This is a genomic window from Ancylobacter sp. (assembly GCF_965229075.1).
Lineage (GTDB): Bacteria > Pseudomonadota > Alphaproteobacteria > Rhizobiales > Xanthobacteraceae > Ancylobacter.
Window position 1 is genome coordinate 2,976,380 of sequence record NZ_CBDDIO010000002.1, and the last position, 24,404, is coordinate 3,000,783.

Here is a 24,404-nt window from a genome sequence, read left to right on the forward strand (position 1 = left end):
GGCGTCTATAGCTCGGTCGGCGCCGGGTCTTCCTTGGGCGCGGCGTCGTTGCCTTCCACCCGGTCGCGATAGAGTGAGGCGCTGGCGAGCAGCATCAGCGTCACCGGGGTGGTGATGGTGACGAACAGGCCGATCAGCACCTCGTGGATCAGCGGCCGCTGCTGCAGCACGGAGAAGCAGATGATCGACCCGATCAGCATAGCCCCGGTGCCCAGCGTGGCGCCGAGCGAGGGGGCGTGCAGACGGGCGTAGAAATCCGGCAGGCGCCACAGGCCGATGGAGCCGATGAGCGTCACCAGCGCGCCGGTGACGACGAAGAACGAGACGAGAATCGCCGCCCAGAGCGGCAGGTCGGGAGCGGCGCTCATTCGATCACCTCGCCGCGCATCAGGAACTTGGCCAGCGCCACCGTGCCGACGAAGCCGAGCAGGCCGATGACCAGCGCCGCCTCGAAATAGAGCGTGGTGCCACTGCGGATGCCGAGCGTGACCAGCAGCAGCATGGCGTTCACATAGAAGGTGTCGAGGCCGATGATGCGGTCCTGCGCGCGCGGGCCGCGAATGAAGCGCAGCGCGGCGCAGCCCATGGCGAGGGTCAGCAGCACCTGCGCCAGCGTGATCGACCAGCCGAGGATGGCGACGCTCATTCGAAGATCTCCATCAGCAGCCCCTCATAACGCCCCTTGATGGTGCGCACCCACTCCTTGTCGTCGACGAGATCGAGCACATGCAGCAGCAGGAGCCCGGTGGCAGGATCGTAGCGCACCCATTGCGTACCGGGCGTGCAGGTGAGCACGATGGCGAGGATGGCCAGACCATAGGGGCTTTTCAGATCCAGCTTCAGCCGCATGAAGCCGGCATGGGTGCGCCGGTCCTCATTGCCGAGAATGATGCTGCCGACCGCGACATTGGAGCGGAACACATCGACGAACACCCGCCCCGCCAAACGCGCGGCGGCGGCGGGGCGGCGCAGCCGCGCCGGCGGCGGATCGAGCGCGGTCATGGCCCAGCAGCCGCCCAGCGCCACCACGGCGCCGAGCAGAAGCTGCCCCAGCGACAGGCTCTGCGTCATCAAGAGCCACATGACCAGCAGGGCGAGAAACAGCAGCGGGTAGGGGATGACGCGGCGCAGCCCGTTCATGGCGTGGCTCCCGTCGCGCTGAGCCCGGACGGGCCGTGGCCGCTGGACCGCGGATCGCTCGTGTTATGGCCCACCGGCTGGCTGCCGAGCACGTCGCGCGCATATTCGCTCGGCCAGTAGAGGATCTGTGCGGTGGCCTCCATGTAGCGCATGGTCGGGCCACCGGCGAAGGTCATCACCGCGCAGAGCAGCAGCAGCACCCCGACCGGAATGGCCTCGATGGCGCGCACGCGGGGAATGTCCGTCTCGGCCGGGACCCACAGGGTGCGGATGCCGTTGCGGGTCATGGCGATGAGGGTGGCAAGGCCGGAGAGCATCAGCAGCGCGACGAACAGCCAGTGGTCGAAGGGGATTTCGCCCGCCTCGTTCAGCAGCGCCGAAAGCATGGCGAACTTGCCAATGAAGCCGGAGAGCGGCGGCAGGCCGGCCAGCACGGCGGTGCAGGCGACGAAGCCGCCGCCGAGCACGGCGATGGTGGCGGGAATGGCAACGCCCACCTCCTCGTCCTCGTCCTCGATATCCTCCTCCGGGTCGCCGAAGATCTCCAGCGTGACCGCGAGCACGTCGGCGCCGGCGGCCTGGCCGCGTTCGATCAGTTCCACCAGCAGGAAATAGGCGCTGATGGCGAAGGTGGAGGCGACGAGATAATAGAGCGCGCCTGAAATCACCGCGCTGTTGCCGGTGCCGATGGCCGCGAGCAGCGTGCCGGAGGAGATGAGCACGCTATAGCCGCCGAGCCGCTGCATGGATTGCGAGGCGAGCACGCCGATGCCGCCGAAGAGCAGCGTCGCCATGCCGCCATAATAGAGCCAGGCGGCGCCGAAATCCTCCGAGGCGCCGGCCTCGTCGCCGAAGCACAGCAGGAACAGCCGCAGGATCACATAGATGCCGACCTTGGTCATGATCGCGAACATGGCGGCGACGGGCGCGCAGGCGGCGGCATAGGTGGTCGGCAGCCAGAAGCTGAGCGGCCACATGCCGGCTTTGACCAGGAAGGCGATGCCGAGCACCGCCGCGCCCGCCTCCATGAGGGTGCGCGAATCCGGCGGCAGCGTCGGCACGATCCGGCTGAGATCGGCCATGTTCAGGGTGCCGGTCACGCCATAGATCACCGCGACGCCGACGAGGAACAGCGAGGAGGCGACGAGGTTGATCGGGATATAGTGCAGCCCCGCCCGCACCCGCGCCGTGCCCGAGCCGTGCAGCACGAGCCCATAGGAGGCGGCGAGCAGGATCTCGAAGAACACGAACAGGTTGAACAGGTCGCCGGTCAGGAAGGCGCCGTTGAGCCCGGTGAGCAGCAGCAGGAACAGCGTGTGGAAGCGCGGCCCCGCCGTGTGCCAGCGCGCCAGGGCGAAGAGCAGGGTGGTGCAGCCCAGCACGGCGGTCATCAGCAGCATGAGCGCGGCCAGCCGGTCCACCACCAGCACGATGCCGAAGGGCGGCGGCCAGTTGCCGAGCGGGTAGACGATGAGGGTCGACCAGCGGTCGCCATTGGGCAGGCCGACCATCACCACCATCGTCACCGCGATGGCGAGCAGGGCGAAGACCGTGGCGAGGCTGAGCGTCATTTTCAGCCGCCGCCGCCGCTCATCGAACAGCAGCATGAGGGCGCCGACGGCCAGCGGCAGCACGATGGGAAGAATGGCGAGATGGTCGAGGGCGGGGGTCATCACTCTGGCTCCCGCCCGTCGACATGGTCGGTGCCGGTGCGTCCGCGCGCGGCCAGCAGGACGACCAGGAACAGCGCCGTCATGGCGAAGCCGATGACGATGGCGGTGAGCACCAGCGCCTGCGGGATCGGATCGGCGATCTTCGCGGGGTCGCCGACGCCGCCGGGCGCGAGGATGGGCGGCCCGTCGACGCGCAGCCCGCCGCCGGCCATGGCGAAGATGAACAGGTTCACCGCATAGGAGAGAAGCGACAGGCCGATGATGACCTGGTAGGTGCGCGGGCGCAGCAGCAGCCACACGCCGGAGGCGGTGAACAGGCCGATGCCGATGGCGAGGACGATTTCCATTACTCGCCTCCCTCGCTGGCCTGCGCCGCGCGCGAACTGCGCAGCGACTGATGGGCGAGGGCGATGAGGATCAGCACCGTGGCGCCGACCACCAGCGCGAACACGCCGAGGTCGAACAGCAGCGCCGAGGCCGCCGGCACCTTGCCGATATAGGGCAGCTCCACATACTGGAAATGCGAGGTCAGGAACGGATAGCCGAACCACCAGGAACCGACGCCGGTGGCGCAGGAGGTGAGCAGGCCCATTCCCATCCAGCGCAGCGGCAGCACCCGCAGATGGTCCTCCACCCAGCGGGTGCCGCTGGCCATGTACTGCACCACGAAGGCGATGGAGAGGGTGATGCCGGCGGCAAAGCCGCCGCCCGGCAGGTCATGGCCGCGCATGAACAGATACACCGCCATGACCGCGATCACCGGGAACAGCCAGTGCATGATCAGCCGCGGGATCAGCATGTAGTCGGCCACCGTGTCGCCGGGCGAGCGGTCGGGCGTGGCGACATCATAGGCGTGCTGGATGCGCTGCTGCTCCGGCTGTTCGATGCTCTCCGGCGCCGGGCGGAAACGGCGCAGCAGGGCGAAGACGGTGAGGCCGGCAAGGCACAGCACGACGATCTCGCCCATCGTGTCGAAGCCGCGGAAATCGACCAGGATCACATTGATGATGTTGGTGCCGCCGCCTTCGGAATAGGCGCGCTCGACGAAGAAACGCGAGACGCTCTGGGTCAGCGGCCGGGTCATCAGACAATAGGCGAGGAAGGCCATCAGCCCGCCAAGCGCGCAGGCGATGGTGAGGTCGATGTAACGGCGCAGCAGCACTTTCAGCGGCGGGCGACTGGGATAAACATTCTCGATGCGCTTGGGCAGCCAGCGCAGGCCGAGCAGCAGCAGCACCGTGGTGACGATCTCCACCAGAAGCTGCGTCACCGCGAGGTCCGGCGCCGACAGCCAGGCGAAGGTGATGCAGGTGACGAGGCCCGCCCCGCCGACCAGCACCAGCGCGGCGAAGCGGTGATATTTCGCCTGATAGGCGGCGCCGAGCGCGCAGACTCCGCCCACCAGCCAGAGCAGGGCGAAGCCCGGCGGCAGCGGCGTGCCGGGCATGTCGCCCGTGCCCACCGCGCCATTGGCGATGAAGGGCGCCAGCGCCGCCACCACGGCGAGCGCGATGACGATGCGCATCTGCGGCTGCAGGCGCCGCGTGCCGAGCGTCGCCTCGCCGGCGCGCGCCCACTGCCAGGACAGCGTCGCCAGCACCTTCTCGAAGATACGCTGACCCTTGAAGTCGCGCAGGACCGGCGGGCCCTCGATGCCGCTTTCGAGATAGCGGCGCAGGCCGAGATAGAGCACCACGCCGCCGGCCATGGCGATGAGGCTCATCATCAGCGGCAGGTTGAAGCCGTGCCACAGCGCCAGGCTGTAATAGGGCGGCGTGGCGTCGAGCAGGCCCTTGACGGCGGTGGCGAGGAACGGGCCGACGGTGAGCCCCGGCACGATGCCGATCAGCAGGCAGATCAGCACCAAGAGCTCGATGGGAAAGCGCATCCAGTGCGCCGGCTCGTGCGGCCGGTGCGGCAGGTTGACCGGCGGCGGGCCGAAGAACACGCCGAGGATGAAGCGCAGCGAGTAGGTGACGCTGAACACGCCGGCGAGCGTCGCCCAATAGGGCAGGCTGTCGTCGAGCAGCGAGCCGGTATGCTCCGCCACCGCCTCGGCGAAGAACATTTCCTTGGAAATGAAGCCGTTGAGCAGCGGCACACCGGCCATGGCGGCGGCGGCGACCATGGCGAGCGTAGCGGTGATCGGCATGTAGCGGTAGAGCCCGCTCAGCTTGCGCAGGTCGCGCGTGCCGGTCTCATGGTCGATGATGCCGGCGGCCATGAACAGCGACGCCTTGAAGATGGCGTGGTTCAGCGTGTGGAAGATCGCCGCCACCGCCGCCAGCGGGCTGCCGAGGCCGAGCAGCAGCGTGATCAGGCCGAGATGGCTGATGGTGGAATAGGCCAGCAGCCCCTTCAGGTCCTGCTGGAAGATGGCGATGAAGGCGCCGAGCAGCAGCGTCACCAGCCCGGCCGGCACGACGAGATAGAACCACGCATCCGTGCCGGACATGACCGGCCACAGCCGCATCAAAAGGAAGATGCCGGCCTTCACCATGGTGGCGGAGTGGAGATAGGCCGAGACGGGCGTCGGCGCCGTCATGGCGTGCGGCAGCCAGAAATGGAACGGGAACTGCGCGCTCTTGGTGAAGGCGCCGAGCAGGACCAGCACCAGCGCCGGCACATAGAGATCGCTCTGGACGATGAGGTCGCGCGACTCCAGCACCTGGTCGATGTCGTAGCTGCCGACGATGCGGCCGATGAGCAGCACGCCGACCAGAAGGCACAGCCCGCCCGTGCCGGTGACGGTGAGTGCCATGCGGGCGCCGTCGCGCGCATTGGCGGTGTGGTGCCAGTAGCCGATGAGCAGGAAGGAGAACAGGCTGGTCAGTTCCCAGAAGAACACCAGCTGGATGAGATTGCCCGACAGCACGATGCCGATCATCGAGCCCATGAAGGCGAGCAGGAAGGAGAAGAAGCGCGGCACCGGGTCTTCGCGCGACATGTAGTAGCGGGCATAGAGCACGACGAGCGCGCCGATGCCGAAGATCAGCATGGCGAACAGCCAGGCGAGGCCGTCGAGCCGCAGGGTGAAGTCTAGTCCCAGCATGGGCAGCCAGGACAGCCAGAACTGCACCGGTGCCCCGTCGGCAAGCGTGGTGTAGAGCCAGCCGCTTATGCCGATACCCGCCACCGCCACGCTGCCGGCCAGAATCGCGGCGGTGTTGCGCGCGTGGGTCGGCAGAAACCCCGCAGCGAGGCTGCCGATGAACGGCAGAAGCAGCGCGACGAGGAGCAGCGTGCCATGGGACATAGGTAGCGGGGGCCTCCCTGCGGGCGGTTAATCCTCGAGTCTTGCGATATGTCGCCCATTATGGTTGATTTGGTCGTCGTTACGCAAGGCAGAAGCGATGGATTTGGCGCCCGAACAATGCCGCGCCGCACGCGGGCTTCTCGACTGGACGCAGGAACATCTGGCCGAGCGCGCCGGCGTCTCGCGCAGCACGGTCCGCGATTTCGAGCGGCACCGCCATGTGCTCCACCGCGCGACGGAAACGCTGCTCATCACCACGCTCGAACAGGCCGGAATTATGCTGCTGCCGCCCGGCGAGCACGGGCCGGGCGTGCGGATACGCTGACCCCCTATTTCCACATTGCCCGCATCCGCGCCCCGATGTCGATGGGGGCCTGCGGCGCGGCCCGCGTCCCCGCCGCTTCCGCCGTCGCCGGCGGCCAACTCGCCATGGCGAAGCGGGAGAGGATGGTGGGCGGGATGAAGCGGGTGCGTGCGGCGTAGACGTGCCGGTCGCCACGCGCGGACTGCCCATGGGTGAAGAAGCGCTGCGGCAGCATCAGGTGCAGGCTGTCCTTCGCCCGCGTCATCGCGACATAGAGCAGGCGCCGCTCCTCTTCGATCTCCTCGCGCGTGCCGGTGCCGAGGTCGCTCGGGATGCAGCCATCCACCGCGTTGAGCACGAACACGGATTTCCATTCCTGCCCCTTGGCTGAATGGATGGTCGAGAGGATGAGGTAATCCTCGTCGCGGTGCGGCGGGCCGGCTTCGGCGCTGGTGGCGTCCGGCGGGTCGAGCGTCAATTCGGTGAGGAAGCGGGCGCGGGACGGGTAGCTCGCCGCGATCTGCGCGAGTTGTACGAGATCGGCCTGCCGGCTGCCGGCATCCTCGTGCAGACGCTCCAGCAGCGGCTCGTACCAGGCGCGCACAAGATCAAGCTCGCCCGGCCAGCCCGCGTTGTTCGCCTTCAGCTCGCGTGCCATGGCGAGGAAGGAAGGCCATTCCTGCTCCGCCCGGGCCGGCGGCGTCACCGCCTCCAGCGCCGGCAGCAGCGTGCCGGCGGCATCGACCGCGTCAAGAATGCGCCCCGCCGTGGCCGGGCCGAGGCCGGAGAGCAGCCGCAGCACGCGGAAACCGGCGATGCGGTCGCGCGGATTCTCGACGAAGCGCAGCACGCCGAGCACGTCTTTCACATGGGCGGAATCGAGGAATTTCAGCCCGCCGAACTTCACGAAGGGAATGTTGCGGCGGGTCAGCTCCACTTCCAGCGGCCCGCTGTGATGGGCGGCACGGAACAGCACGGCCTGCTGCTTCAGCGCCATGCCGTCCTCGCGGTTTTCCAGCACGCGGGTGGCGATGAAATTGGCCTGCTCGATTTCGTCGCGCACGCTCACCAGCACCGGCCGTTCGGCGGAAGCGCGCTCGGACCAGAGATTCTTGGCGTAGCGCTCGCTGGCGAAGTCGATCACCGCATTGGCGGCGGCGAGGATGGGCTGGGTGGAACGGTAATTCTGCTCCAGCATCACCGTGTCGGCGCGCGGGGTGAAATGGCCGGGAAAGTCGAGAATGTTGCGCACCGTGGCGGCGCGGAAGGAATAGATCGACTGGGCGTCGTCGCCGACCACGGTGAGGCCGCGCCCATCCGGCTTCAGCCCGAGCAGGATGGTGGACTGGAGCCGGTTGGTGTCCTGATATTCGTCCACCAGCACATGGTCGAAGCGGCTGGCCACGCTGGCCGCCAGCGCCGGCTCGCTCATCATCTGTGCCCAGTAGAGCAGCAGATCGTCGTAATCGAGCACGTTCTGGCGCTGCTTGGCCTCGACATAGGCGGCGAACAGCGTTTTCAACTCGCCGTTCCAACCCGCACACCACGGGAAAGCGCGGCCGATCACCTCTTCCAGCTTCTGCTCGGCATTCACCGCGCGCGAATAGATGGCGAGCAGCGTGCCCTTGGTGGGAAAGCGCTTTTCGGTGCGGCTGAGGCCAAGCTCGTGGCGGATGAGATTGATGAGGTCGGCGCTGTCCTCGCGGTCATGGATGGTGAAGGCGGGGTCGAGGCCGATATCGAGCGCGTGGTCGCGCAGCAGCCGGGCGCCGATCCCGTGGAAGGTGCCGGCCCAGTTCAGCCCCTCGGTCAGCACCCGCGCGTCCGGCCCCAGCACCTTGGCGGCGATGCGCTCGACCCGCCGCGCCATCTCCGCTGCCGCCCGGCGCGAGAAGGTGAGCAGCAGGATTCGGCGCGGATCGGCACGGTTGACGATGAGGTGGGCGACGCGATGGGCCAGCGTGTCGGTCTTGCCCGAGCCGGCGCCGGCGATGACCAGCAGCGGCCCGGCAAGTGTGTCGCCGGGCCCCTGTATTCCATGCTCGACCGCCCGCCGCTGCTGCGGATTGAGCGTGTCGAGATAGGCAGCGGGCTGCATGGACGGGCGAATCTCCGGCGCGGATCAGCCAACCAGAGAGCACGTTTCGCGTTTTGTTCGCAACTCGCCGTGCCGATGCCGCGCCCATGAGAAAAGGCCGCCCCGGGGAGTGGGCGGCCTTTCCCATGTCACGACAGCGCGGGTCAGCAGGGGGTCTGCGTGCTCGAACAGTCGCGGTTGGACTTGGTGTCGCTCGGCTGGTCGGTGGTAGCGCCGACATTGTCGGTGCTGCTGGTGCCGGTGGTCGTGTTACGGCCTTCCGGAGCGTCCATGCCCGAACCCGTGGTGGCGTTGGACGGCGCGCCGATGCGGCTTTCGGTGGTGTTGGTGCCGGCATCGTTGCCCGTGCCGGTGCCGGAATCCGACGCACCCGCGCTGGACGACGCGCCGCCCGTGCCGCTGGACTGGGCGAGGGCGGGGCCGCTGAGGGCGAGCATGGCGGCGAGAACGGCAGCGGAAGCTGTCTTGGCGTTGATCATCGGCTGTATCCTCCTGTTGAGTGAAGGAATAATCCCGACAATCTCCTAGGGTTCCGCGATATCAACTTGTATAGCGGCGTAATTCGCTACCACTCTTCGGGTAAATCTCGGTGATCTGCCGTCAGAAGAGGTTCATTTTACCGTCCGATCCGACGATAATACCGGATCGGAGCCCATGGGGCTCTGTCGCTCACGAAGGCGTGACAGAAGCGGCGGCGCTCACTCGCCGAAGAGTTCGTTGGCGGCGGTGATCAGCCCGATGGTCGGGTTGGCCGCGCAATATTCGCCGAGCTTGCCGGCATTCTCGATGAACTTGTCGGTGTCGATCACCGGCGGAGCGTCGACATCCTTGTAATAGGCGTCGAGCCAGGCCAGCGTCAGCATGATCTCGGTCTTGTCGCTTTCCAGGAACTGGCCGCACGTGGTGGTGGAGAGGTCGATCTTTTCCGCCAGGGCGGCGTGCGGCAGGCCCGCGAGGACAGGGCCGGCAAGGGCGAGGGCGAGAACGAGCTTTCTCAGGACGAGCTTTCGCATGGAGAACCTGCGCAGTGGAGGGCACGGCAGACGCTACCATGCCACCGTGCGGCGCGCCACGTCGTGCCCCGTGCTCAGCCGCGCTTGCGCACGAATTCCGTGCGCAGCACCAGCCCCTTGATGGCCTCGTGCCGGCAGTCGATTTCCTCGGCGTTGTCGGTGAGGCGAATGGTCTTGATGACGGTGCCCTGCTTCAGCGTCTGGCCGGCGCCCTTCACCTTCAGATCCTTGATCAGCACCACGGAATCGCCGTCGGCGAGCAGGTTGCCGGAGGCGTCGCGCACCTCGAGGGCGGCCGCGGCGGCGGCCTTCACCTCGGAGGCCGGGCGCCATTCGCCGGTGGCTTCGTCATAGACATAGGAATCGTCGTCATCGGCCATATCGGCCTCCCTGCGGGATCGTGAAGGTTGATGCAAAAAGGCGGAGCCTGCGGCCCCCCCTCCGTTTCGTCTGCCGGCTTTTTGCCGCGTGATCGGCCGCTCAGGGCACGTGACGCACGGCGCCCTTGGCGGCGCTGGTGGCGAGCGCGGCATAGGCCCTGAGCGCGGTGGTGACGTTGCGCTTGCGCGGGGCCGCCGGCACCCAGCCTTTGGCCTGCTGCTCCTCGCGGCGGGCGGCGAGCTCGGAATCGTCCACGGCAAGGTGGATGCGGCGGTTGGGAATGTCGATCTCGATCACGTCGCCCTCGCGCACCAGCCCGACCGTGCCTCCTTCCGCCGCTTCCGGGGAGACATGGCCGATGGACAGGCCCGAGGAGCCGCCGGAGAAGCGGCCATCGGTGACGAGCGCGCAGGCCTTGCCGAGGCCCTTCGACTTCAGATAGCTCGTGGGATAGAGCATTTCCTGCATGCCCGGCCCGCCGCGCGGCCCCTCATAACGGATGAGCACGATCTGGCCGGGCTTCACCCGGTTGCCGAGAATGGCGGAGACTGCGTCGTCCTGGCTCTCGAACACGGTGGCGGTGCCGGTGAACTTGAGGATGCTCTCGTCCACGCCCGCCGTCTTCACGATGCAGCCATCCTCGGCGAGATTGCCGAACAGCACGGCGAGGCCGCCGTCCTTGGAATAGGCATGCGCGGCGTTGCGGATGACGCCGGCTTCGCGGTCGAGGTCGAGATCGTCCCAGCGGCGGGACTGGCTGAACGCCACCTGCGTCGGCACCCCGCCCGGCGCGGCGCGGTAGAAGGTCTGCACCTGCTCGCTCTTGCTGCGCACCACATCCCAGCGCTCCAGCGCGTCGCCCAGCGTCGGGGCGTGGACGGTCGGCAGATCGGTGTGGAGGAGGCCGGCGCGGTCGAGCTCGCCGAGAATGGCCATGATGCCGCCGGCGCGGTGCACGTCTTCCATGTGAATGTTGGCGACGGCCGGGGCCACCTTGCACAGCACCGGCACGCGGCGCGACAGCCGGTCGATGTCGGCCATGGTGAAGGGCACCTCGCCCTCATGCGCGGCGGCGAGCAGGTGCAGCACCGTATTGGTGGAGCCGCCCATGGAGATGTCGAGCGTCATGGCGTTCTCGAACGCCTTGAACGAGGCCACGGCGCGCGGCAGCACGCTCTCGTCTTCCTGCTCGTAATAGCGGCGGGCGAGATCGACGATGAGATGGCCGGCCTCGACGAACAGCCGCTCGCGATCAGCATGGGTGGCGAGCACCGAGCCATTGCCCGGCAAGGCGAGGCCGAGCGCCTCGGTGAGGCAGTTCATGGAATTGGCGGTGAACATGCCCGAGCAGGAGCCGCAGGTCGGGCAGGCCGAGCGCTCCATCACCGTCACGTCCGCGTCGCTCACCCGATCGTCGGCGGCGGCGACCATGGCGTCGATCAGGTCCACCTTCTTCTCGCCGGTGGAGAGCAGCACCTTGCCCGCCTCCATCGGCCCGCCGGAAACGAAGACGGCCGGGATGTTGAGCCGCAGCGCCGCCATCAGCATGCCGGGCGTGATCTTGTCGCAATTGGAGATGCAGACCATGGCATCGGCGCAATGGGCGTTGACCATGTACTCCACGCTGTCGGCGATGATCTCGCGCGAAGGCAGCGAATAGAGCATGCCGTCATGGCCCATGGCGATGCCGTCATCCACCGCGATGGTGTTGAACTCCTTGGCGACGCCGCCCGCCTTCTCGATCTCCCGCGCCACCAGCTGGCCGAGGTCCTTCAGGTGGACATGGCCGGGCACGAACTGGGTGAAGGAGTTGACCACGGCGATGATCGGCTTGCCGAAATCGCCGTCTTTCATACCGGTGGCGCGCCAGAGGCCGCGGGCTCCGGCCATGTTGCGGCCATGGGTGGACGTGCGCGAGCGATAGGCGGGCATGGAATTCCTCCAAACTCTTTGCCGCGCTTATGCCCCCCGTGCGCGTATCGCGCAACCGTCTCGCCGTTGTGGCGCGGCGCTTTGGTCGATGGATGGGCTCACCGCCAGCGGATGCGCCGCTCGCGGCATTCCTGGCCGACGAGGCATTGCGGGTTGTCGCGGGTGGGAATCCAGGCGGGCTTGGAACGCTGCGACTGACAATAGCCGGGATTGGTGACGTAGCGGTCGAACAGGTCCGGCCCGGTGCCGATGACCACCGCGCCCTCGCGCGCGACCAGCGCCTGCGCCTGGGCGCAGCTCATGGTCAGCGAGTTCGGCATCGCCTGCGCGAAGGCGGGAGGCGGGAGGAGCAGCGCGGCGGCGATGGCGGATGCCGAAAGGGCGGGGGTGACGAAAGACAGGTTCATGGTAAGGCCTCGGCGGCGCGCTCTCCGGCGGCGGGGCGCTTCGCCCTCGGAAATGACGCCGCCGCGCCGGCGGTCAAGGCGGGAAGAAGCCACAACGCCGTGAGGAGCGCCGCTCTTCCCACGGCGCCCGCCGCCCCTCGCGAAAAACCTTTTAGCTGCCGCCCCGGCCCTTCAGCGTGACGAACAGGGTGAAGGCCCCGCAGATGGCGGCGGTGAAGAAGGCGAGGCCGTGCAGGGTGGCGTTCATCGCAAAGCCCGCCAGCAGCGGCCCAAGCAGCGCGCCGAGCCCCCACATCAGCCCCATGGCGGCATAGATGCCGACCAGTTCCGACCCCTTGAACCGGCTGCCGACCAAGGTGAGCATGATGGTGTAGATGCCGACAAAGGCGCCGCCCCACAGGAACAACAGGGTGTAGGTGGCGATCTCGTTCTGCAGGGCGAACGGCCAGGCCAGCGCGCCGAGCATGGAGGCGGCGGCAAGGGCGATCACCAGCTTCACCCGGTCCATCTTGTCGCCGAGCCAGCCAATGGGCAGCTGCAGCAGGATGGCGCCGATCATCATGCACGACATCAGCCGTGTGGCCCCGCTCTCCTCCCAGCCGAGATTGACGGCATAGATGGCGAGGAAGGACAGGCCGGAGGTCTCGATCGCCGCGTTCAGCATCACGGCGGAAATGGCGACCGGCGCCAGACGGATGAAGCGCAGCGGGCTGCCGGTGGCGGGTTCGTCGAACACCGGCGCCTGCACCTTCGGCGAGGCGATGAAACCGGCGGCGACCAGCGAAATGCCGGCGCCCACGAGATAGGGCAGCGCCCCGCCCGAGCCGACGACGGAGAGGATCAGCGGCCCGAGGGCGAAGCCGACCGAGAGCGCGGCGGTGTAGGCCGCCATGGCGCGGGCGCGGGTGGCCTCGGTGCTCAGGCTGTTGGTCCAGGTCTCCGAGAGCACGAACAGAATCTCCGACGCCATGCCGAGCACGAGGCGCAGCGGAAACCACAGCCAGATCAGCGGGATCGCCGGGAAGGCGCTCAGCACCAGCGCGGCCACCACCAGCGCGATGATGACCAGCCGGCGTATGCCGAAAAACGCGACGATGCGCGGCAGGATCATCGCGGTGACCAGCACACCGACCGCGTGCATGGCCGCATTGGCCCCGATCAGGCTCTCGCTGAGGCCGCGCGCGGTGAGGTCGAGCGCGATCAGCGCCGCGCTCAGGCTGTAGGTGAGCCCGAACATCATGGCGGTCATGATGACGGCGCCGCGCGAGAGCAGGCTGGCGGGGTGTTCGGCGGAAACCGGCGTCGTCATGCGGGGCGAACCTCGTTGCCATCCAGCGGGCCATGCCGGCCCCGCTTGAGAAAGCCGAGCAGGCGCGTGCTCCAGGCGACATCGCCCTGTTCGACGATCCGCGCCAGGGTGCGGGCATAGTCCAGCACCAGCCCCGGCGTCCAGGTCGCCGAATGGGCACGGGTGCGGATCATAGCCGCCACCCAGATATCCGGATTGGCCAGGAGGCGGAGGAGGCGCAGCCAGGGGAAGCGGCTCGCCAGCGAACCTTCGAGCGCGGCGTCGAGCGCCTGCGCCACCACCACGGAACAGTTGCGGTTGGTGAGATTATACGTGTCGTCCTGCTTGTAGCCGGCCCAGAACACCCGCAGGCGGCGCGGGCTGTAATTGCGGAATTCGACATTCTGGTCCGCCGGGCACCACCAGTCCGACTCATAGGCATAGGAAGGCTGGAAGCGGCCCTTGAGGTCGTTTTCGCCGGTGGCGCGCAGCGAGGCGATGAAGTCGCTGCTGGAGCGCTCCACCTCCATGGCCGGGTAGTGGCTGATATAGAGGTCCGGCGGCATTTCCAGCGCCGCGTGGCCGGTGGAGATCACACCGTGCCCATCGACGGCGGCGACGTAGCGGTCCACCAGCAGCCGGCGCTCCGGCGCATAGGCGGAGCCGACCGGCGTCCACACATGCACGATCATCGGCTGTTCCGGTGCCGGCTCGTCGCCGGCGTCGATCATGACAGGGGCGTTGTCGTACCAGCCGCGCCCGCCGAAGATCGGCAGGGCGAGAATGGCCGCCTCGCTTTCCAGCGTGCGGAACATGAAGCCGATGCGCAGCAGCAGCCAGCCGGACAGCGCCAGCAGCAGGGCGATGCAGAAGGGGATGTTGCGGTTGTGCGGCAGCGGCCATTCCGTGATGATGAGCCCCGCGACCGCGATTTCCAGCGCGCCGATCAGCGCCATCGTCCTCCAGCCGGAAAAACGCACCACCAGCCCGGTGGCGATCCGCCCGATTCCGTCGAGCGCGAAGGCGAGGCCGAACAGCAGGGCGAGCGCCCATTCGGTCGAGACCGGCGGCTGGATGATGAGCACCCCCAGCAGCATCAGCCCGGCGGCCTTAAGGAAAAGCAGCGAGCGCGCCGCCCCGCGCATCCGCCCCAGCAGGACCAGCAGCGCCGCCAGCCCGTTGATGATGAAGACGAACCCCAGAGCCTCGCGCGTGACGAAGGTGACGCCATCCGACGCGTCGATGGCCAGAAGGGTGGCGAGAGTCACGAAGACCCCGCCCAGAATCGCGATGACATACCACCGGGCACGGAACGAGGGCGCGCCGATGAGAAGAAAGCACAGTTTGAGCATAGAGGAGGATGTAGACCCAACGCGAAGGCCGGCACACTGCCATTTTGCCGCTGGCATGGGAAGCGGCGGGTAGGGGAGGGGCGGGCGAGCGCTGGGCGGCGCGCATTGGGCTTCGTTGGAGAGAACCGACCGGATCGTTGCGCAGATCAGCTAACCTGTTGACCGATTTGGTGGGCCAGGAGGAGTCCGAAAATTAGCCGTAAGATCTGATAACACTAAGCTTTAGCATTGGCGAAGGTGGGTTGTGCCAACGCTGATGCCGACAAGAGTTGGGCCTCCATGGGACGCCTGTCGACATTGGTTTGGCAATATGGATTTTCTGGAAAGTTGCATCGAGAGGGCCAAGATTGAGCAAGGCAGGAGACCACCATTACGTGCCTCAGTTTCACCTCGGGATGTGGAGCGGACCGTCCGGTCAGATCAACCAATGGGGACGCATCGCTTACAACAATAAGCTCGTTTGCACGCCTGTCACCAAAGCCGCCACGGCATACGTCCCCGGCCTATATTCGCCTGCTCACGTCAATGATGAGGAAGCCCAGCAGATAGAGACCAAACTGTTCGGCAAAATTGAAACCGCTGCGAAGCCCGTGCTGGAGAAGCTGATTAGCCACGGGCCTGCCAAGCTGTCGGTTCAAGAACGCTATTGGTGGACCATCTACCTCAACGCCTCGTTGCTGCGCGTACCCCATATCGTGGAGATGGTCACGTCGAGTGTGCAGGAGCGCATCGCTCAGGACCTGTCACAACCGATCCCCGAGTTCGATGTTGCGAAAGGAGACGCACCGGAGAACACGCTGTTCGAATGGGCGTCAAATCACGCGCCCGCCCGTGTCGCCAACTCGGGACTGAAGGTGCTGGTTGAGCTGATCCAAAGCCAGAAGGGCGTCGACCGCATCGTTCATCTTCGCTGGCTCGTCAAAGACGTCTCAACAGGACCGAGGCGGCTGCTCCTTGGGGACAACCCTTTTGAACGGGTCGGCGACTTGTACAAATCACGCACCACCATCTCGATGCCGTTGTCTCCGACGCACCTCTTTATCGCCAGTGATGCGCCAGACATTCTTGAACACTTTGCCCGAATGCCTGCTTGCGATGTGGTCAAGGCGAACAACCAATCGTCCCTCATCAACGCGAAGAAGTTCGTCTACGGAGATGAGGAGCGCGACTTCATCGACGCCTACCTGCGCCGTCACTAGCTCAGCATGTAGGCGCGCCGCGTATCCAAGTCCTCGTGTTACCGGCGTCAAGATACGGCCATTTAGACTTCGGACCTCTTCCACCGTATTCGGGCGCCACGTAAGCCGTCCGTCCGCCGTGATGGTGTACGCCATCAGATATTGATCGGGGGTGTCCTTACTCCAGAATCTCCAACTGGCGGCAGCGGCGTCACGGGCAGCGGCGCTCCCCGCTTGATGGAGTCAAATATTCCCACAGCGATCCCAATCATTGGGTGTTCCGTTGGGGATGGTGGGGCTGGATCGGCGCCGCACCAGCTAAGTCATTGAAAAAATTGGTGGGCCCGGCAGGACTCGAACCTGCAACCAGACCGTTATGAGCGGTCGGCTCTAACCATTGAGCTACAGGCCCGGCCGGCGGCGCGCGGTGGCGCGGCGGGCGGGGGAAACTAGCAAAGCGTGGCGCCGACGCCAACCGGCTTGCGCCGGTCGTCCACCCCGGCGTCCGGCGTGGCAGGTGCCGCGTCTGGCGCGCACGGCGGGGGCTTCCACCGGCAGGCTTCGCCCACCGCCGCATTCCCGCCGCCTTCGCGGGGTGCTCTGGCGTGCCGCATCGTCAGTCTGTCGGCGCGAGGACGGGTTGGCGCCAAGCCGCTGTCCGAGCCGATATCAGGGAAGGAAAGCTATGAAGTTCCTCCGCGCCACCGCCTGCGCCGCTGTTTTCGGCACCGCCGCGCTGTTCGCCAGCCTGTCGCCTCTCGCCGCGCAGGACCTCGCGCCCAATGCCCGGCGGGCGACGCTCGCGGTCTCCGGCGAAGGCACGGCCAGCGCGGTGCCGGACCGGGCGACGCTCACCTCCGGCGTGGTCAGCGAGGGCAAGACCGCGCGCGAGGCGCTCGACGCCAATTCCGCCGCCGTGGCCACGATGATCGCCGCGATCAAGGCCGCCGGTGTCGAGGCGCGCGATATCTCCACCTCCGGCTTTTCCGTACAGCCGCAATACGCGCCGCAGAAGAAGGACGGCGATCCGCTGCGCATCGCCTCCTATCAGGTGACCAATTCCGTCACCGTACGGCTGCGTGACCTCGCCAAGCTCGGCGATCTGCTCGACCAGCTGGTGACCAATGGCGCCAACCAGATCAATGGCCTCGCCTTCGACCTCGCCGAGCCCGGCAAGCTGGAGGATGAAGCCCGCGCGGAGGCGGTGAAGGACGCCCGCCATCAGGCCGAGATCATCGCCGGCGCCGCCGGGGTGCGGCTGGTGCGGGTGGTGTCGATCACCAGCGATGCCGCGCCTCAGCCCATGCCGCGCATGATGATGGCCGCACGGGCGGAAAAGATGGATTCGGTGCCGGTGGAGGCCGGCGAGACGCAGGTGCGCGCCGGCGTCACCGTGGTCTACGAGATCGAGCCGCTCTGAAGCGCCTCGGCCCGCGTCGTGGCCGCCTCGACGGCCTCGACGACGGCGCTTTCGCCTGCGGCCGGCGGCGGGATGAGAACCTTCAGCCCGCGCGGCACGATCCGGTAGGTGAGCGGCATCTCCTCGCGCCCGAGTTCGCCGTCGGTGGACACCCACACGCGGGCGCGGTTGGCGCGGCGCAGCACGATTTCCCGGCCGGTCAGGCTGATGATGCCGGGATTGTCGCGCCAATTGTCGGTGACCATGTCGGCGCCGGCCTTCAGCAGGGCAACCCCGCCGCGATCTTCCGCCACATGCAGTTCGAGCACGCCCTCGTCCAGCCGGCCACGCCGCCAGCCCGGCCCGGTGAAGCGGTTGATCGAGGCGAGCGCGGCGAAGGCCTGGAAATGATGTTCGGTGCCGTCCACCGTCACATCGAGATCAAAACGGCCGCTGCGGCGCAGGGCGAAGACGGCGGCGATAGCGACCGCGAAAAAGCGCCAGAGCTTCCAGCGCCGGGCGGTTTCGCGGGCGCGGGCCATCTGGCTGAAGAAGCCCATGCCGGAAATGGTGTGGAAGCGGCGCCCGTTCAGGGTCGCCAGGTCGATCTCGCCCACCCGCGCGTCGCTGAGCGCCTCTAAGGCCGCATCGAGGTCGCGCGGCATGCCGAGATCGGTGGCGAGGAGGTTGAGCGTGCCGAGCGGCAGGATGCCGAGCGTCTTGCCGGAGCCTTCGAGGCTCTGCACGGCGAGGCTGACGCTGCCATCGCCACCGCCGACGATGACGGTGTCATGCTCGCCGCTGCCGGAGGCGCGGATGGCCTTCACCAGTTCCTTGCCGCGCAGCAGACGAACCTCGACGGTGCGGCCGCCACCATCGAGCGCGTCGGCTATGTGGCGCCGAACCTCCTCCGCGTCGCGGTCCAGCAGCGTGCCGGCATTGGCGTTGAGAAGGACGAGAAGCTGGGCCATGGGGAGAACCGGATTGGAGGAGCCACGGAATACTCCTCTGCAATCGCGGCGGCGCGAAGACGTTCCCTATGGAAAGGCGCCGGGGGCAGGTCGACCCGGCTTATGGCGAAGGCCGCCCCGGGGTCGGGACGGCCTTCCGTTTCGGGTATCAGCCGCCGATAAGGTCGCGGCAAAGGGCAACGATGCCGGCATCATAGGCGCGCGGCTCGGAGAGGACACCGGTGCAGCGCGTCTTCTTCGCCGCCATGTCGGAACGGTTGGCGTTGCCGCCCGTCGCCGCGCCGCCGCCACCGGCCGAGGGGCCGCCGGGCGTGCCCGGACCACCCGGACCACCCGGACCACCCGGGCCGCCGGGACCACCAGGGCCGCCGGGGCCGCCGGGGCCACCGATGCCGATATCGACACCCACCGCAGCGGTGTTCTCGCCGCCAACATCGACATCCGCATTGGCGCGCACGCCGCGCGGGCCGCCGAGCGTGGTGCGGCTGGCCACATCCACCGCCTGCCGGCCGCCGATGGTGGCGCGGTTGGTGCTGTTCAGCCCGCGCGGTCCCAGTGCGTTCAGCCCGACATTGGCATCGGCCAGGCTGCGCGAGGCGGTCCGCCGGTCACCGAGCGTCGCGTCGGCATTGGCGTTGACGCCGCGCGGACCGAGCGCGCCGACGCGCGCATCGACACCGAGCGGCCGCTGGCGCGACGTGCCGACCGCGACATCGGCATTGACGCCGCGCCGACCCAGCACATTCGCGTTCACGTCCGCGATGTTGCCGCTGGCGCTGCGACCGAAGCCGAACGGGCGCTGGCCGGGCTTGAGCAGTTGCAGCTGCAGGCCGAACACATTGGCGGCGACCGGCGCGCGGCCGGTGGTCGAGGTGGTCGTGTCGCCCTGCTGGCCGACTGCGCCGACGCCGCCCGTCGCCGCGCCGAGGCCGGAGCCCAGCCCGCTGACCGCGCCGCCAAGGCCACTCGTGGCGCCGGAGACGCCGCTGCCGATGCCCGACACCGCGCGACCGGCGCCGCTCACGGCCCCGCCGACCGTGCCGCCCAGCCCGGTGCCGGCACGGCCGACGCCGTCACCCACGCCCGACACCGCGCCGCCGGCCGCCCGGCCGACACCGGAAACCGCGCCGCCGACGGAGCGACCAACGCCGGAGGCCGCCCGGCCCACCGAGCCGCCGAGCCCGCCGCTGCGACCGCTCGCGCTCTTGCTGCCGCCATCGCTTTTGCCGCCGCTGCGGCCGCTCGCGCTCTTGCCGCTGCCGCCGTCGCTCTTGCCGCCGGCTGATGAGCCGCCATCACGGCCGCCGCCTAGCCCGCCCAGGCGGGCATCGGCCGGGGCGGTCGCCATCACCAGGCAGGCCGCGAGCACGCCGGTGCTGAGCAGGGCCAATCCATGTCGTGCTGTCTCGTTGCGCTTCATAACGCTCTCCCTGTTTCAGAAGGTGGCGTCATGGCGTTGAGCCCGGCGCCGCTAGAAAAAGGCGGCGTTTCGGGCAAAAGTTGCAGAGTTGACGGCGCATCAACGGCTGGAATCTGGCATTACACAGCCCACGGCTCCGACCACGGTAATTTGACGCCTTCGGTCGGTTTCGGAGTAATGCTGAAGCAAATGCGTATCACTTACTTGTGAAGATCGAGAAAGGCGCCTGCGTAGGGGAAACCGGCGCCCGTCACGTCGTGCGCGACCGTACGGCAGCGGCCGCCCGTGCCGCGACGCGTTCCCTGGCCGCGCCATAACCAAGATGTGCGGCACCATTGACGGCAGCGGGCAGGCGGTGATGCTCGGCGCATCGCAACCGGATTCCCCCCATGCCGTTCTTCTCGTCGCTGCTTCCGCCCACGCTGACGCCGATCGTGCTGCTGTTCGCCTCGAACATCTTCATGACCTTCGCCTGGTATGGCCACCTCAAGCACAAATCCTCGCCGCTGCTCATCGCCATTCTGGCGAGCTGGGGCATCGCCTTTTTCGAATATTGCCTCGCGGTGCCTGCCAACCGCTATGGCTCTGCCGTCTATTCGACGGTCGAACTCAAGACCATGCAGGAGGTGATCACGCTGGTGGTGTTCGCCGGCTTCTCCGTGCTGTGGCTGAAGGAACCGTTCCACTGGAACCACCTGATCGGCTTCGCCCTGATCGCGCTCGGAGCGTTTTTCATCTTCCAGAAATGGTCGTGAGCCTCAGTCGGCGGGAGCGACGCGCAGCAGGCGGCCATTCGAGGGATCGTCGGTAAGCAGCCACAGCGCGCCGTCCGGTCCCTGGCGCACATCGCGGATACGGGCGTTGAGGTCGGTCAGCAGCACCTCCTCCTCGGTGACGTTGCCGCGCGCGGCGTCGAGCCGCAGCCGCACCAGCCGCGTGCCGGCGAGGCCGCCGGCGAACAGATCGCCCTTCCATTTCGGCATCAGCGTGCCGGTGTAGAAGGCGAGGCCGGACGGGGCGAAGGACGGGTCCCAGTATTTTACCGGCTGTTCCATCCCGGCCTTTTCCGTTCCCTCACCAATGGCGGCGCCCGAGTAGTCGCGGCCATAGGAGATGACCGGCCAACCGTAATTCTTGCCGGCTTCGGGATGGTTCAGCTCGTCGCCGCCGCGCGCGCCGTGCTCGATGGTCCACAGCCGGCCGGTGGCGGGGTCGAGCGCCGCGCCCTGCACATTGCGGTGGCCAATGCTCCAGATTTCCGGCCGGGCGCCGTTCTTCTGGCGGAAGGGGTTGTCGGCCGGCACGTCGCCATTGCCGGCGATGCGGACGACCTTGCCGATATGGTTGGAAAGGTTCTGCGCCTGCTCGCGCTGGGAGTAGCGGTCGCCGAGGGTGACGAACAGCGTCCCGTCGCGGGCAAAGACGAGCCGCGCGCCGTAATGGTTGCTGCCGCCGGCGGCCGGAGACTGGCGGAAGATGACCTCGACATTCTCAAGGCGCGCATCGCCGTTCTCTTCCATCAGCCGGCCGCGCGCCACCGAGGTGCCGGAGGCGCCTTCGCGCGGCTCGGCATAGGCGAGATAGACGAGCCGGCTACGGTCGAAATCCGGGGCCAGCGCGACATCGAGCAGGCCGCCCTGGCCGCGCGCGAACACCGGCGGCACGCCGGCGACCGGGGCGGAGACGGTGCCGCTGGGGCTGACGAGGCGGAGCGTGCCCGGGCGCTCGGTCACCAGCATGCGGCCATCGGGCAGGAAGGCGAGACCCCAGGGGCTGCGCAGGCCGGCGGCGACGGTCTCGACGCTCAGCGGGCCGATGGAGGAGGGGGCCTCGATCGGCGTGCTTTCCGGCTGCTGTGCCTGCGCCGCGGTGGCGAGAATCAGTGCCGCCAGCAGGCCGGCGAAGGCGAGAGAAGTGCGACGCGACGAGAGGCGCCAGCAGAGGGAAGGGTGAGGCACGGCGCGCTCCGGGGTTCGGTTGCGAGCCGTATGGTTAGAGCACACGGCGCGGCAGGCCAATCGCCTGTCGCGCACGATGCCGTTAGGTCAGGGCGCCCACGCTGAACCTGCCTAGCAGGGCAGCTCAGCCCCGGCCCCGCCGCGACTCCTGCGGGCTGGCCTCGCCGGCGGCCTGCAGCGTGCTGCGCAGCATGAAGGTGGTGAGGCCGGAGAGGCCGACAAAGGCCGCCAGCAGTACCGCGCCGATGGCGAGGCGCTCATCCGAGGCGGTGCCCTGGACCAGCTCGAAGGCCGAGGCGCGCTGCAGGCCAAACAGGCACAGCACGGCGACGATGGCCACGGTCAGCGACAGGACGACGCCGGCTTCCAGCGCGGCGCGGCGCAGCCGGCGGCCGGCCGTATAGCGCTTGGTCGCCACGGTGCCAGTGTGCGGCAGGGCAGCGGGGAACTGGTTCGACATCGGATCGGTCATGGCGAACTCCCTTCAATCGGTCCGGGCGGGTGCCCTTGGGCTGACGGTAAGTTCGTGCGGGAAGGCGGCCGGCCGGGGACGCCGGTTTGGGCGACCCGGTGCCATTTCGGGGCGATTTCAGGGCAAGTGGTTAAGCCCCGTTAACCTGTTGAAGAACCGGGGCGGGGCGCCAGTCGATCGCCACATGACCGGGCTGCGCCTCGACGCGCTTCAGCCATTCGCGTACCGCCGGAAAGGGTCGCAGGTCGAAATCGCCCTCATGCGCCACATGGGTATGGGCGTAGAGGGCGATGTCGGCGACGCTGAGCGTGCCGTCGATGAAGAAGGGCCGGCGCCCGAGGTGGCGTTCCATCACGCCGAGGGCGGCATAGCCCTCCTCCAGCCAGCGGTCGATGTCGTGGGTGCGCAGCTCGCGCCCGCCACGCACCAGCTTCAGCCAGAAGCGCGCATGGCCGATGGAGGAATCGACGCTGTGCTGCTCGAAGAACATCCAGCGCAGCGCCTCCGCCCGCCCCAGAGGGTCGTTCGGCAGAAGCGGCGTGCCGTCGGCGAGATAGAACAGGATGGCGTTCGATTCCGGCAGATAGCGCCCGCCCGGCAGTTCCAGCAGCGGCACTCGCCCTTCCGGGTTCTTCATCAGGAAATCGGGGGTCCGGTTCTCCCCGCGCAGCAGGTCGACATCGATGAGGTCGAAGGGCAGGCCGAGCCGGGCCAGCAGCAGCCGCACCTTGTAGGAGTTGCCGGAACTTTGCATGGCATGGAGCTTCAGCATGCAGGAATTCCCGGCAGAGAGGTCTGGTGGACGGCCGCGTCAGGAAAACGCAGCGCGGGTGCCGCCCGCAGGTAGGGAATCGCTTGCCGGGGCGCAAGGGCTCGACTAGTTGTCGCGCGCAAAACCCTCAAGGGAGACCGGCCATGAGCCTGATATCCGCCGCCCTGAAGCGCATCAATCCCTCCCAGACCATCGCCATTTCCAACAAGGCGCGGGAGCTGAAAGCGGCCGGACGTGACGTGATCGCGCTCGCGGCCGGCGAGCCCGATTTCGAGACGCCCGACAACATCAAGGAAGCCGCGATCAAGGCGATCCGCGATGGCCAGACCCGTTACACCGCGGTGGACGGCATTCCCGAGCTGAAGGCGGCCATCGTAGCCAAGTTCAAGCGCGAGAACGGCCTCACCTACAAGCCGAGCCAGGTCACGGTCGGCACCGGCGGCAAGCAGGTGCTGTTCAACGCGCTGGTCGCCACCGTCGACGCGGGCGATGAAGTGATCATCCCGGCGCCGTACTGGGTCAGCTATCCCGATATCGTGCAGTTCTGCGGCGGCACGCCGGTGCCGGTGGAGACCAAGCTCGAAGACAATTTCAAGCTGAAGCCCGAGGCGCTGGAAGCGGCGATCACCCCGAAGACCAAGTGGCTGATCTTCAACTCGCCGTCCAACCCGACCGGCTCGGCCTATTCGCGCGAGGAGATGAAGGCGCTCACCGATGTGCTGGTGAAGCATCCGCATGTGTGGATCCTCACCGACGACATGTATGAGCACCTCGTCTATGACGACTTCGAGTTCGTCACCCCGGCGCAGGTCGAGCCGGCGCTCTACGACCGCACGCTGACCATGAACGGCGTCTCCAAGGCCTATTGCATGACCGGCTGGCGCATCGGCTACGCTGCCGGGCCGGAGGCGCTGATCAAGGCCATCGGCACGCTGCAGTCCCAGTCGACCTCCAACCCCAACTCCATCGCCCAGTGGGCGGCGGTCGAGGCGCTGAACGGTCCGCAGGACTTCATCGCCGCCAACAACAAGGTGTTCAAGGAGCGCCGCGACCTCGTGGTCTCCATGCTCAACCAGGCGTCGGGCCTCACCTGCCCGAAGCCGGAAGGCGCGTTCTACGTCTACCCCTCCTGCGCCGGGCTGATCGGCAAGTCGACGCCGGCGGGCAAGGTCATCGACACGGACGAGGCCTTCGCCTCCGAACTGCTGGAGGCCGAGGGCGTCGCGGTGGTGCATGGCTCGGCCTTCGGCCTCGGCCCGGCCTTCCGCATCTCCTACGCCACCTCGACCAAGGACCTCGAAGAAGCGTGCCTGCGAATCCAGCGCTTCTGCGGCTCGCTTCGTTGAGGTAAGAGGGTGTTGACCGGCCGGGTGGCGCGCCCCGGCCGGCA

24 protein-coding genes and 1 tRNA gene are annotated in these 24,404 nt (G+C 67.7%); 5 read left to right on the forward strand and 20 right to left on the reverse strand.

All coding sequences use genetic code 11. From position 1 onward, the window contains the following. Window positions 1-5: 5 nt before the first annotated feature. Genes mnhG through ACO07Z_RS20050 form a run of 6 tightly spaced genes read right to left on the reverse strand, consistent with a single transcriptional unit; the run spans window position 6 to window position 6,069 of the window. On the reverse strand, window positions 6-368 hold the full coding sequence (mnhG, locus tag ACO07Z_RS20025) for a monovalent cation/H(+) antiporter subunit G (protein ID WP_421700316.1): 363 nt from the start codon (window positions 366-368) through the stop codon (window positions 6-8). Beyond that, complete coding sequence (locus ACO07Z_RS20030; RefSeq protein WP_244375772.1) at window positions 365-646, reverse strand: K+/H+ antiporter subunit F; 282 nt, start codon at window positions 644-646, stop codon at window positions 365-367. Before ACO07Z_RS20030 ends, mnhG begins: the two co-directional genes overlap by 4 nt. Continuing rightward, complete coding sequence (locus tag ACO07Z_RS20035; protein WP_421700317.1) at window positions 643-1,140, reverse strand: Na+/H+ antiporter subunit E; 498 nt, start codon at window positions 1,138-1,140, stop codon at window positions 643-645. The genes ACO07Z_RS20030 and ACO07Z_RS20035 overlap by 4 nt, the downstream gene beginning before the upstream one ends. Continuing rightward, window positions 1,137-2,813, reverse strand: a complete 1,677-nt coding sequence (locus ACO07Z_RS20040; RefSeq protein ID WP_421700318.1) for a monovalent cation/H+ antiporter subunit D — start codon at window positions 2,811-2,813, stop codon at window positions 1,137-1,139. Before ACO07Z_RS20040 ends, ACO07Z_RS20035 begins: the two co-directional genes overlap by 4 nt. After that, window positions 2,813-3,160 (reverse strand): Na+/H+ antiporter subunit C, encoded by a 348-nt coding sequence (locus ACO07Z_RS20045; protein ID WP_421700319.1) that lies wholly within the window; start codon window positions 3,158-3,160, stop codon window positions 2,813-2,815. Before ACO07Z_RS20045 ends, ACO07Z_RS20040 begins: the two co-directional genes overlap by 1 nt. Further along, window positions 3,160-6,069 carry a monovalent cation/H+ antiporter subunit A gene (locus ACO07Z_RS20050; protein WP_421700320.1) on the reverse strand — a complete coding sequence of 970 codons (2,910 nt, stop codon included), beginning with the start codon at window positions 6,067-6,069 and terminating at the stop codon, window positions 3,160-3,162. Before ACO07Z_RS20050 ends, ACO07Z_RS20045 begins: the two co-directional genes overlap by 1 nt. Window positions 6,070-6,166: 97 nt before the next feature. Between ACO07Z_RS20050 and ACO07Z_RS20055 the strand changes: the two genes are divergently transcribed. Then, window positions 6,167-6,394: a helix-turn-helix domain-containing protein gene (locus tag ACO07Z_RS20055; RefSeq protein WP_421700321.1), complete on the forward strand. Its 228-nt coding sequence runs from the start codon at window positions 6,167-6,169 to the stop codon at window positions 6,392-6,394. A gap of 4 nt (window positions 6,395-6,398) precedes the next feature. Here the strand turns inward: ACO07Z_RS20055 and ACO07Z_RS20060 are convergent, their stop codons facing one another. The 8 genes from ACO07Z_RS20060 to ACO07Z_RS20095 form a co-directional block, all read right to left on the reverse strand. Further along, on the reverse strand, window positions 6,399-8,471 hold the full coding sequence (locus tag ACO07Z_RS20060) for an ATP-dependent helicase (RefSeq protein WP_421700322.1): 2,073 nt from the start codon (window positions 8,469-8,471) through the stop codon (window positions 6,399-6,401). 143 nt (window positions 8,472-8,614) lie between these two features. Next, window positions 8,615-8,950, reverse strand: coding sequence for a hypothetical protein (locus ACO07Z_RS20065; protein WP_421700323.1), 336 nt, complete (start codon window positions 8,948-8,950; stop codon window positions 8,615-8,617). Between the two features lie 219 nt (window positions 8,951-9,169). Then, window positions 9,170-9,484 carry an HdeA/HdeB family chaperone gene (locus ACO07Z_RS20070; RefSeq protein ID WP_421700324.1) on the reverse strand — a complete coding sequence of 105 codons (315 nt, stop codon included), beginning with the start codon at window positions 9,482-9,484 and terminating at the stop codon, window positions 9,170-9,172. A 74-nt stretch (window positions 9,485-9,558) separates the two neighbouring features. Beyond that, window positions 9,559-9,864, reverse strand: coding sequence for a zinc ribbon domain-containing protein YjdM (locus ACO07Z_RS20075; RefSeq protein ID WP_421700325.1), 306 nt, complete (start codon window positions 9,862-9,864; stop codon window positions 9,559-9,561). Between the two features lie 100 nt (window positions 9,865-9,964). Then, window positions 9,965-11,797, reverse strand: a complete 1,833-nt coding sequence (gene ilvD, locus ACO07Z_RS20080; protein WP_421700326.1) for a dihydroxy-acid dehydratase — start codon at window positions 11,795-11,797, stop codon at window positions 9,965-9,967. 98 nt (window positions 11,798-11,895) lie between these two features. After that, complete coding sequence (locus ACO07Z_RS20085; protein WP_421700327.1) at window positions 11,896-12,204, reverse strand: hypothetical protein; 309 nt, start codon at window positions 12,202-12,204, stop codon at window positions 11,896-11,898. 151 nt (window positions 12,205-12,355) lie between these two features. Then, window positions 12,356-13,513 (reverse strand): MFS transporter, encoded by a 1,158-nt coding sequence (locus ACO07Z_RS20090; RefSeq protein ID WP_421700328.1) that lies wholly within the window; start codon window positions 13,511-13,513, stop codon window positions 12,356-12,358. Next, complete coding sequence (locus ACO07Z_RS20095) at window positions 13,510-14,760, reverse strand: protease (RefSeq protein ID WP_421700329.1); 1,251 nt, start codon at window positions 14,758-14,760, stop codon at window positions 13,510-13,512. The genes ACO07Z_RS20090 and ACO07Z_RS20095 overlap by 4 nt, the downstream gene beginning before the upstream one ends. Before the next feature lie 431 nt (window positions 14,761-15,191). On the opposite strand from ACO07Z_RS20095, the gene ACO07Z_RS20100 reads away from it, so the two are divergent. Next, window positions 15,192-16,043 (forward strand): DUF4238 domain-containing protein, encoded by an 852-nt coding sequence (locus ACO07Z_RS20100; protein WP_421700330.1) that lies wholly within the window; start codon window positions 15,192-15,194, stop codon window positions 16,041-16,043. Window positions 16,044-16,358: 315 nt separating this feature from the next. On the opposite strand, the gene ACO07Z_RS20105 is transcribed toward ACO07Z_RS20100, so the two are convergent. Beyond that, window positions 16,359-16,434 (reverse strand) — tRNA-Ile (locus ACO07Z_RS20105). A gap of 273 nt (window positions 16,435-16,707) precedes the next feature. On the opposite strand from ACO07Z_RS20105, the gene ACO07Z_RS20110 reads away from it, so the two are divergent. Beyond that, a complete protein-coding gene (locus ACO07Z_RS20110; protein WP_421700331.1) occupies window positions 16,708-17,442 on the forward strand; it encodes an SIMPL domain-containing protein in 735 nt (244 codons plus the stop codon). Here the strand turns inward: ACO07Z_RS20110 and ACO07Z_RS20115 are convergent. After that, entirely contained in the window at window positions 17,421-18,392 is a 972-nt protein-coding gene (locus tag ACO07Z_RS20115) for a diacylglycerol/lipid kinase family protein (RefSeq protein ID WP_421700332.1), read from the reverse strand. The two genes, ACO07Z_RS20110 and ACO07Z_RS20115, sit on opposite strands and share 22 nt — an antisense overlap. Window positions 18,393-18,540: 148 nt before the next feature. Beyond that, window positions 18,541-19,812, reverse strand: a complete 1,272-nt coding sequence (locus tag ACO07Z_RS20120; protein WP_421700333.1) for a hypothetical protein — start codon at window positions 19,810-19,812, stop codon at window positions 18,541-18,543. Window positions 19,813-20,201: 389 nt separating this feature from the next. Here ACO07Z_RS20120 and ACO07Z_RS20125 point away from each other — a divergent pair, with 389 nt between their 5' ends. Beyond that, a complete protein-coding gene (locus ACO07Z_RS20125) occupies window positions 20,202-20,567 on the forward strand; it encodes a DMT family protein (protein ID WP_244375805.1) in 366 nt (121 codons plus the stop codon). A gap of 3 nt (window positions 20,568-20,570) precedes the next feature. Here the strand turns inward: ACO07Z_RS20125 and ACO07Z_RS20130 are convergent, their stop codons facing one another. From ACO07Z_RS20130 to ACO07Z_RS20140, 3 genes are all read right to left on the reverse strand, one after another. Further along, window positions 20,571-21,707: a PQQ-dependent sugar dehydrogenase gene (locus ACO07Z_RS20130; RefSeq protein ID WP_421700851.1), complete on the reverse strand. Its 1,137-nt coding sequence runs from the start codon at window positions 21,705-21,707 to the stop codon at window positions 20,571-20,573. A gap of 187 nt (window positions 21,708-21,894) precedes the next feature. Next, window positions 21,895-22,242: a hypothetical protein gene (locus ACO07Z_RS20135; RefSeq protein ID WP_421700334.1), complete on the reverse strand. Its 348-nt coding sequence runs from the start codon at window positions 22,240-22,242 to the stop codon at window positions 21,895-21,897. 130 nt (window positions 22,243-22,372) lie between these two features. Next, window positions 22,373-23,014, reverse strand: coding sequence for a glutathione S-transferase family protein (locus ACO07Z_RS20140; protein ID WP_421700335.1), 642 nt, complete (start codon window positions 23,012-23,014; stop codon window positions 22,373-22,375). A gap of 143 nt (window positions 23,015-23,157) precedes the next feature. Here ACO07Z_RS20140 and ACO07Z_RS20145 point away from each other — a divergent pair, with 143 nt between their 5' ends. Then, window positions 23,158-24,360 (forward strand): pyridoxal phosphate-dependent aminotransferase, encoded by a 1,203-nt coding sequence (locus ACO07Z_RS20145; protein WP_244375811.1) that lies wholly within the window; start codon window positions 23,158-23,160, stop codon window positions 24,358-24,360. Window positions 24,361-24,404 lie beyond the last annotated feature (44 nt).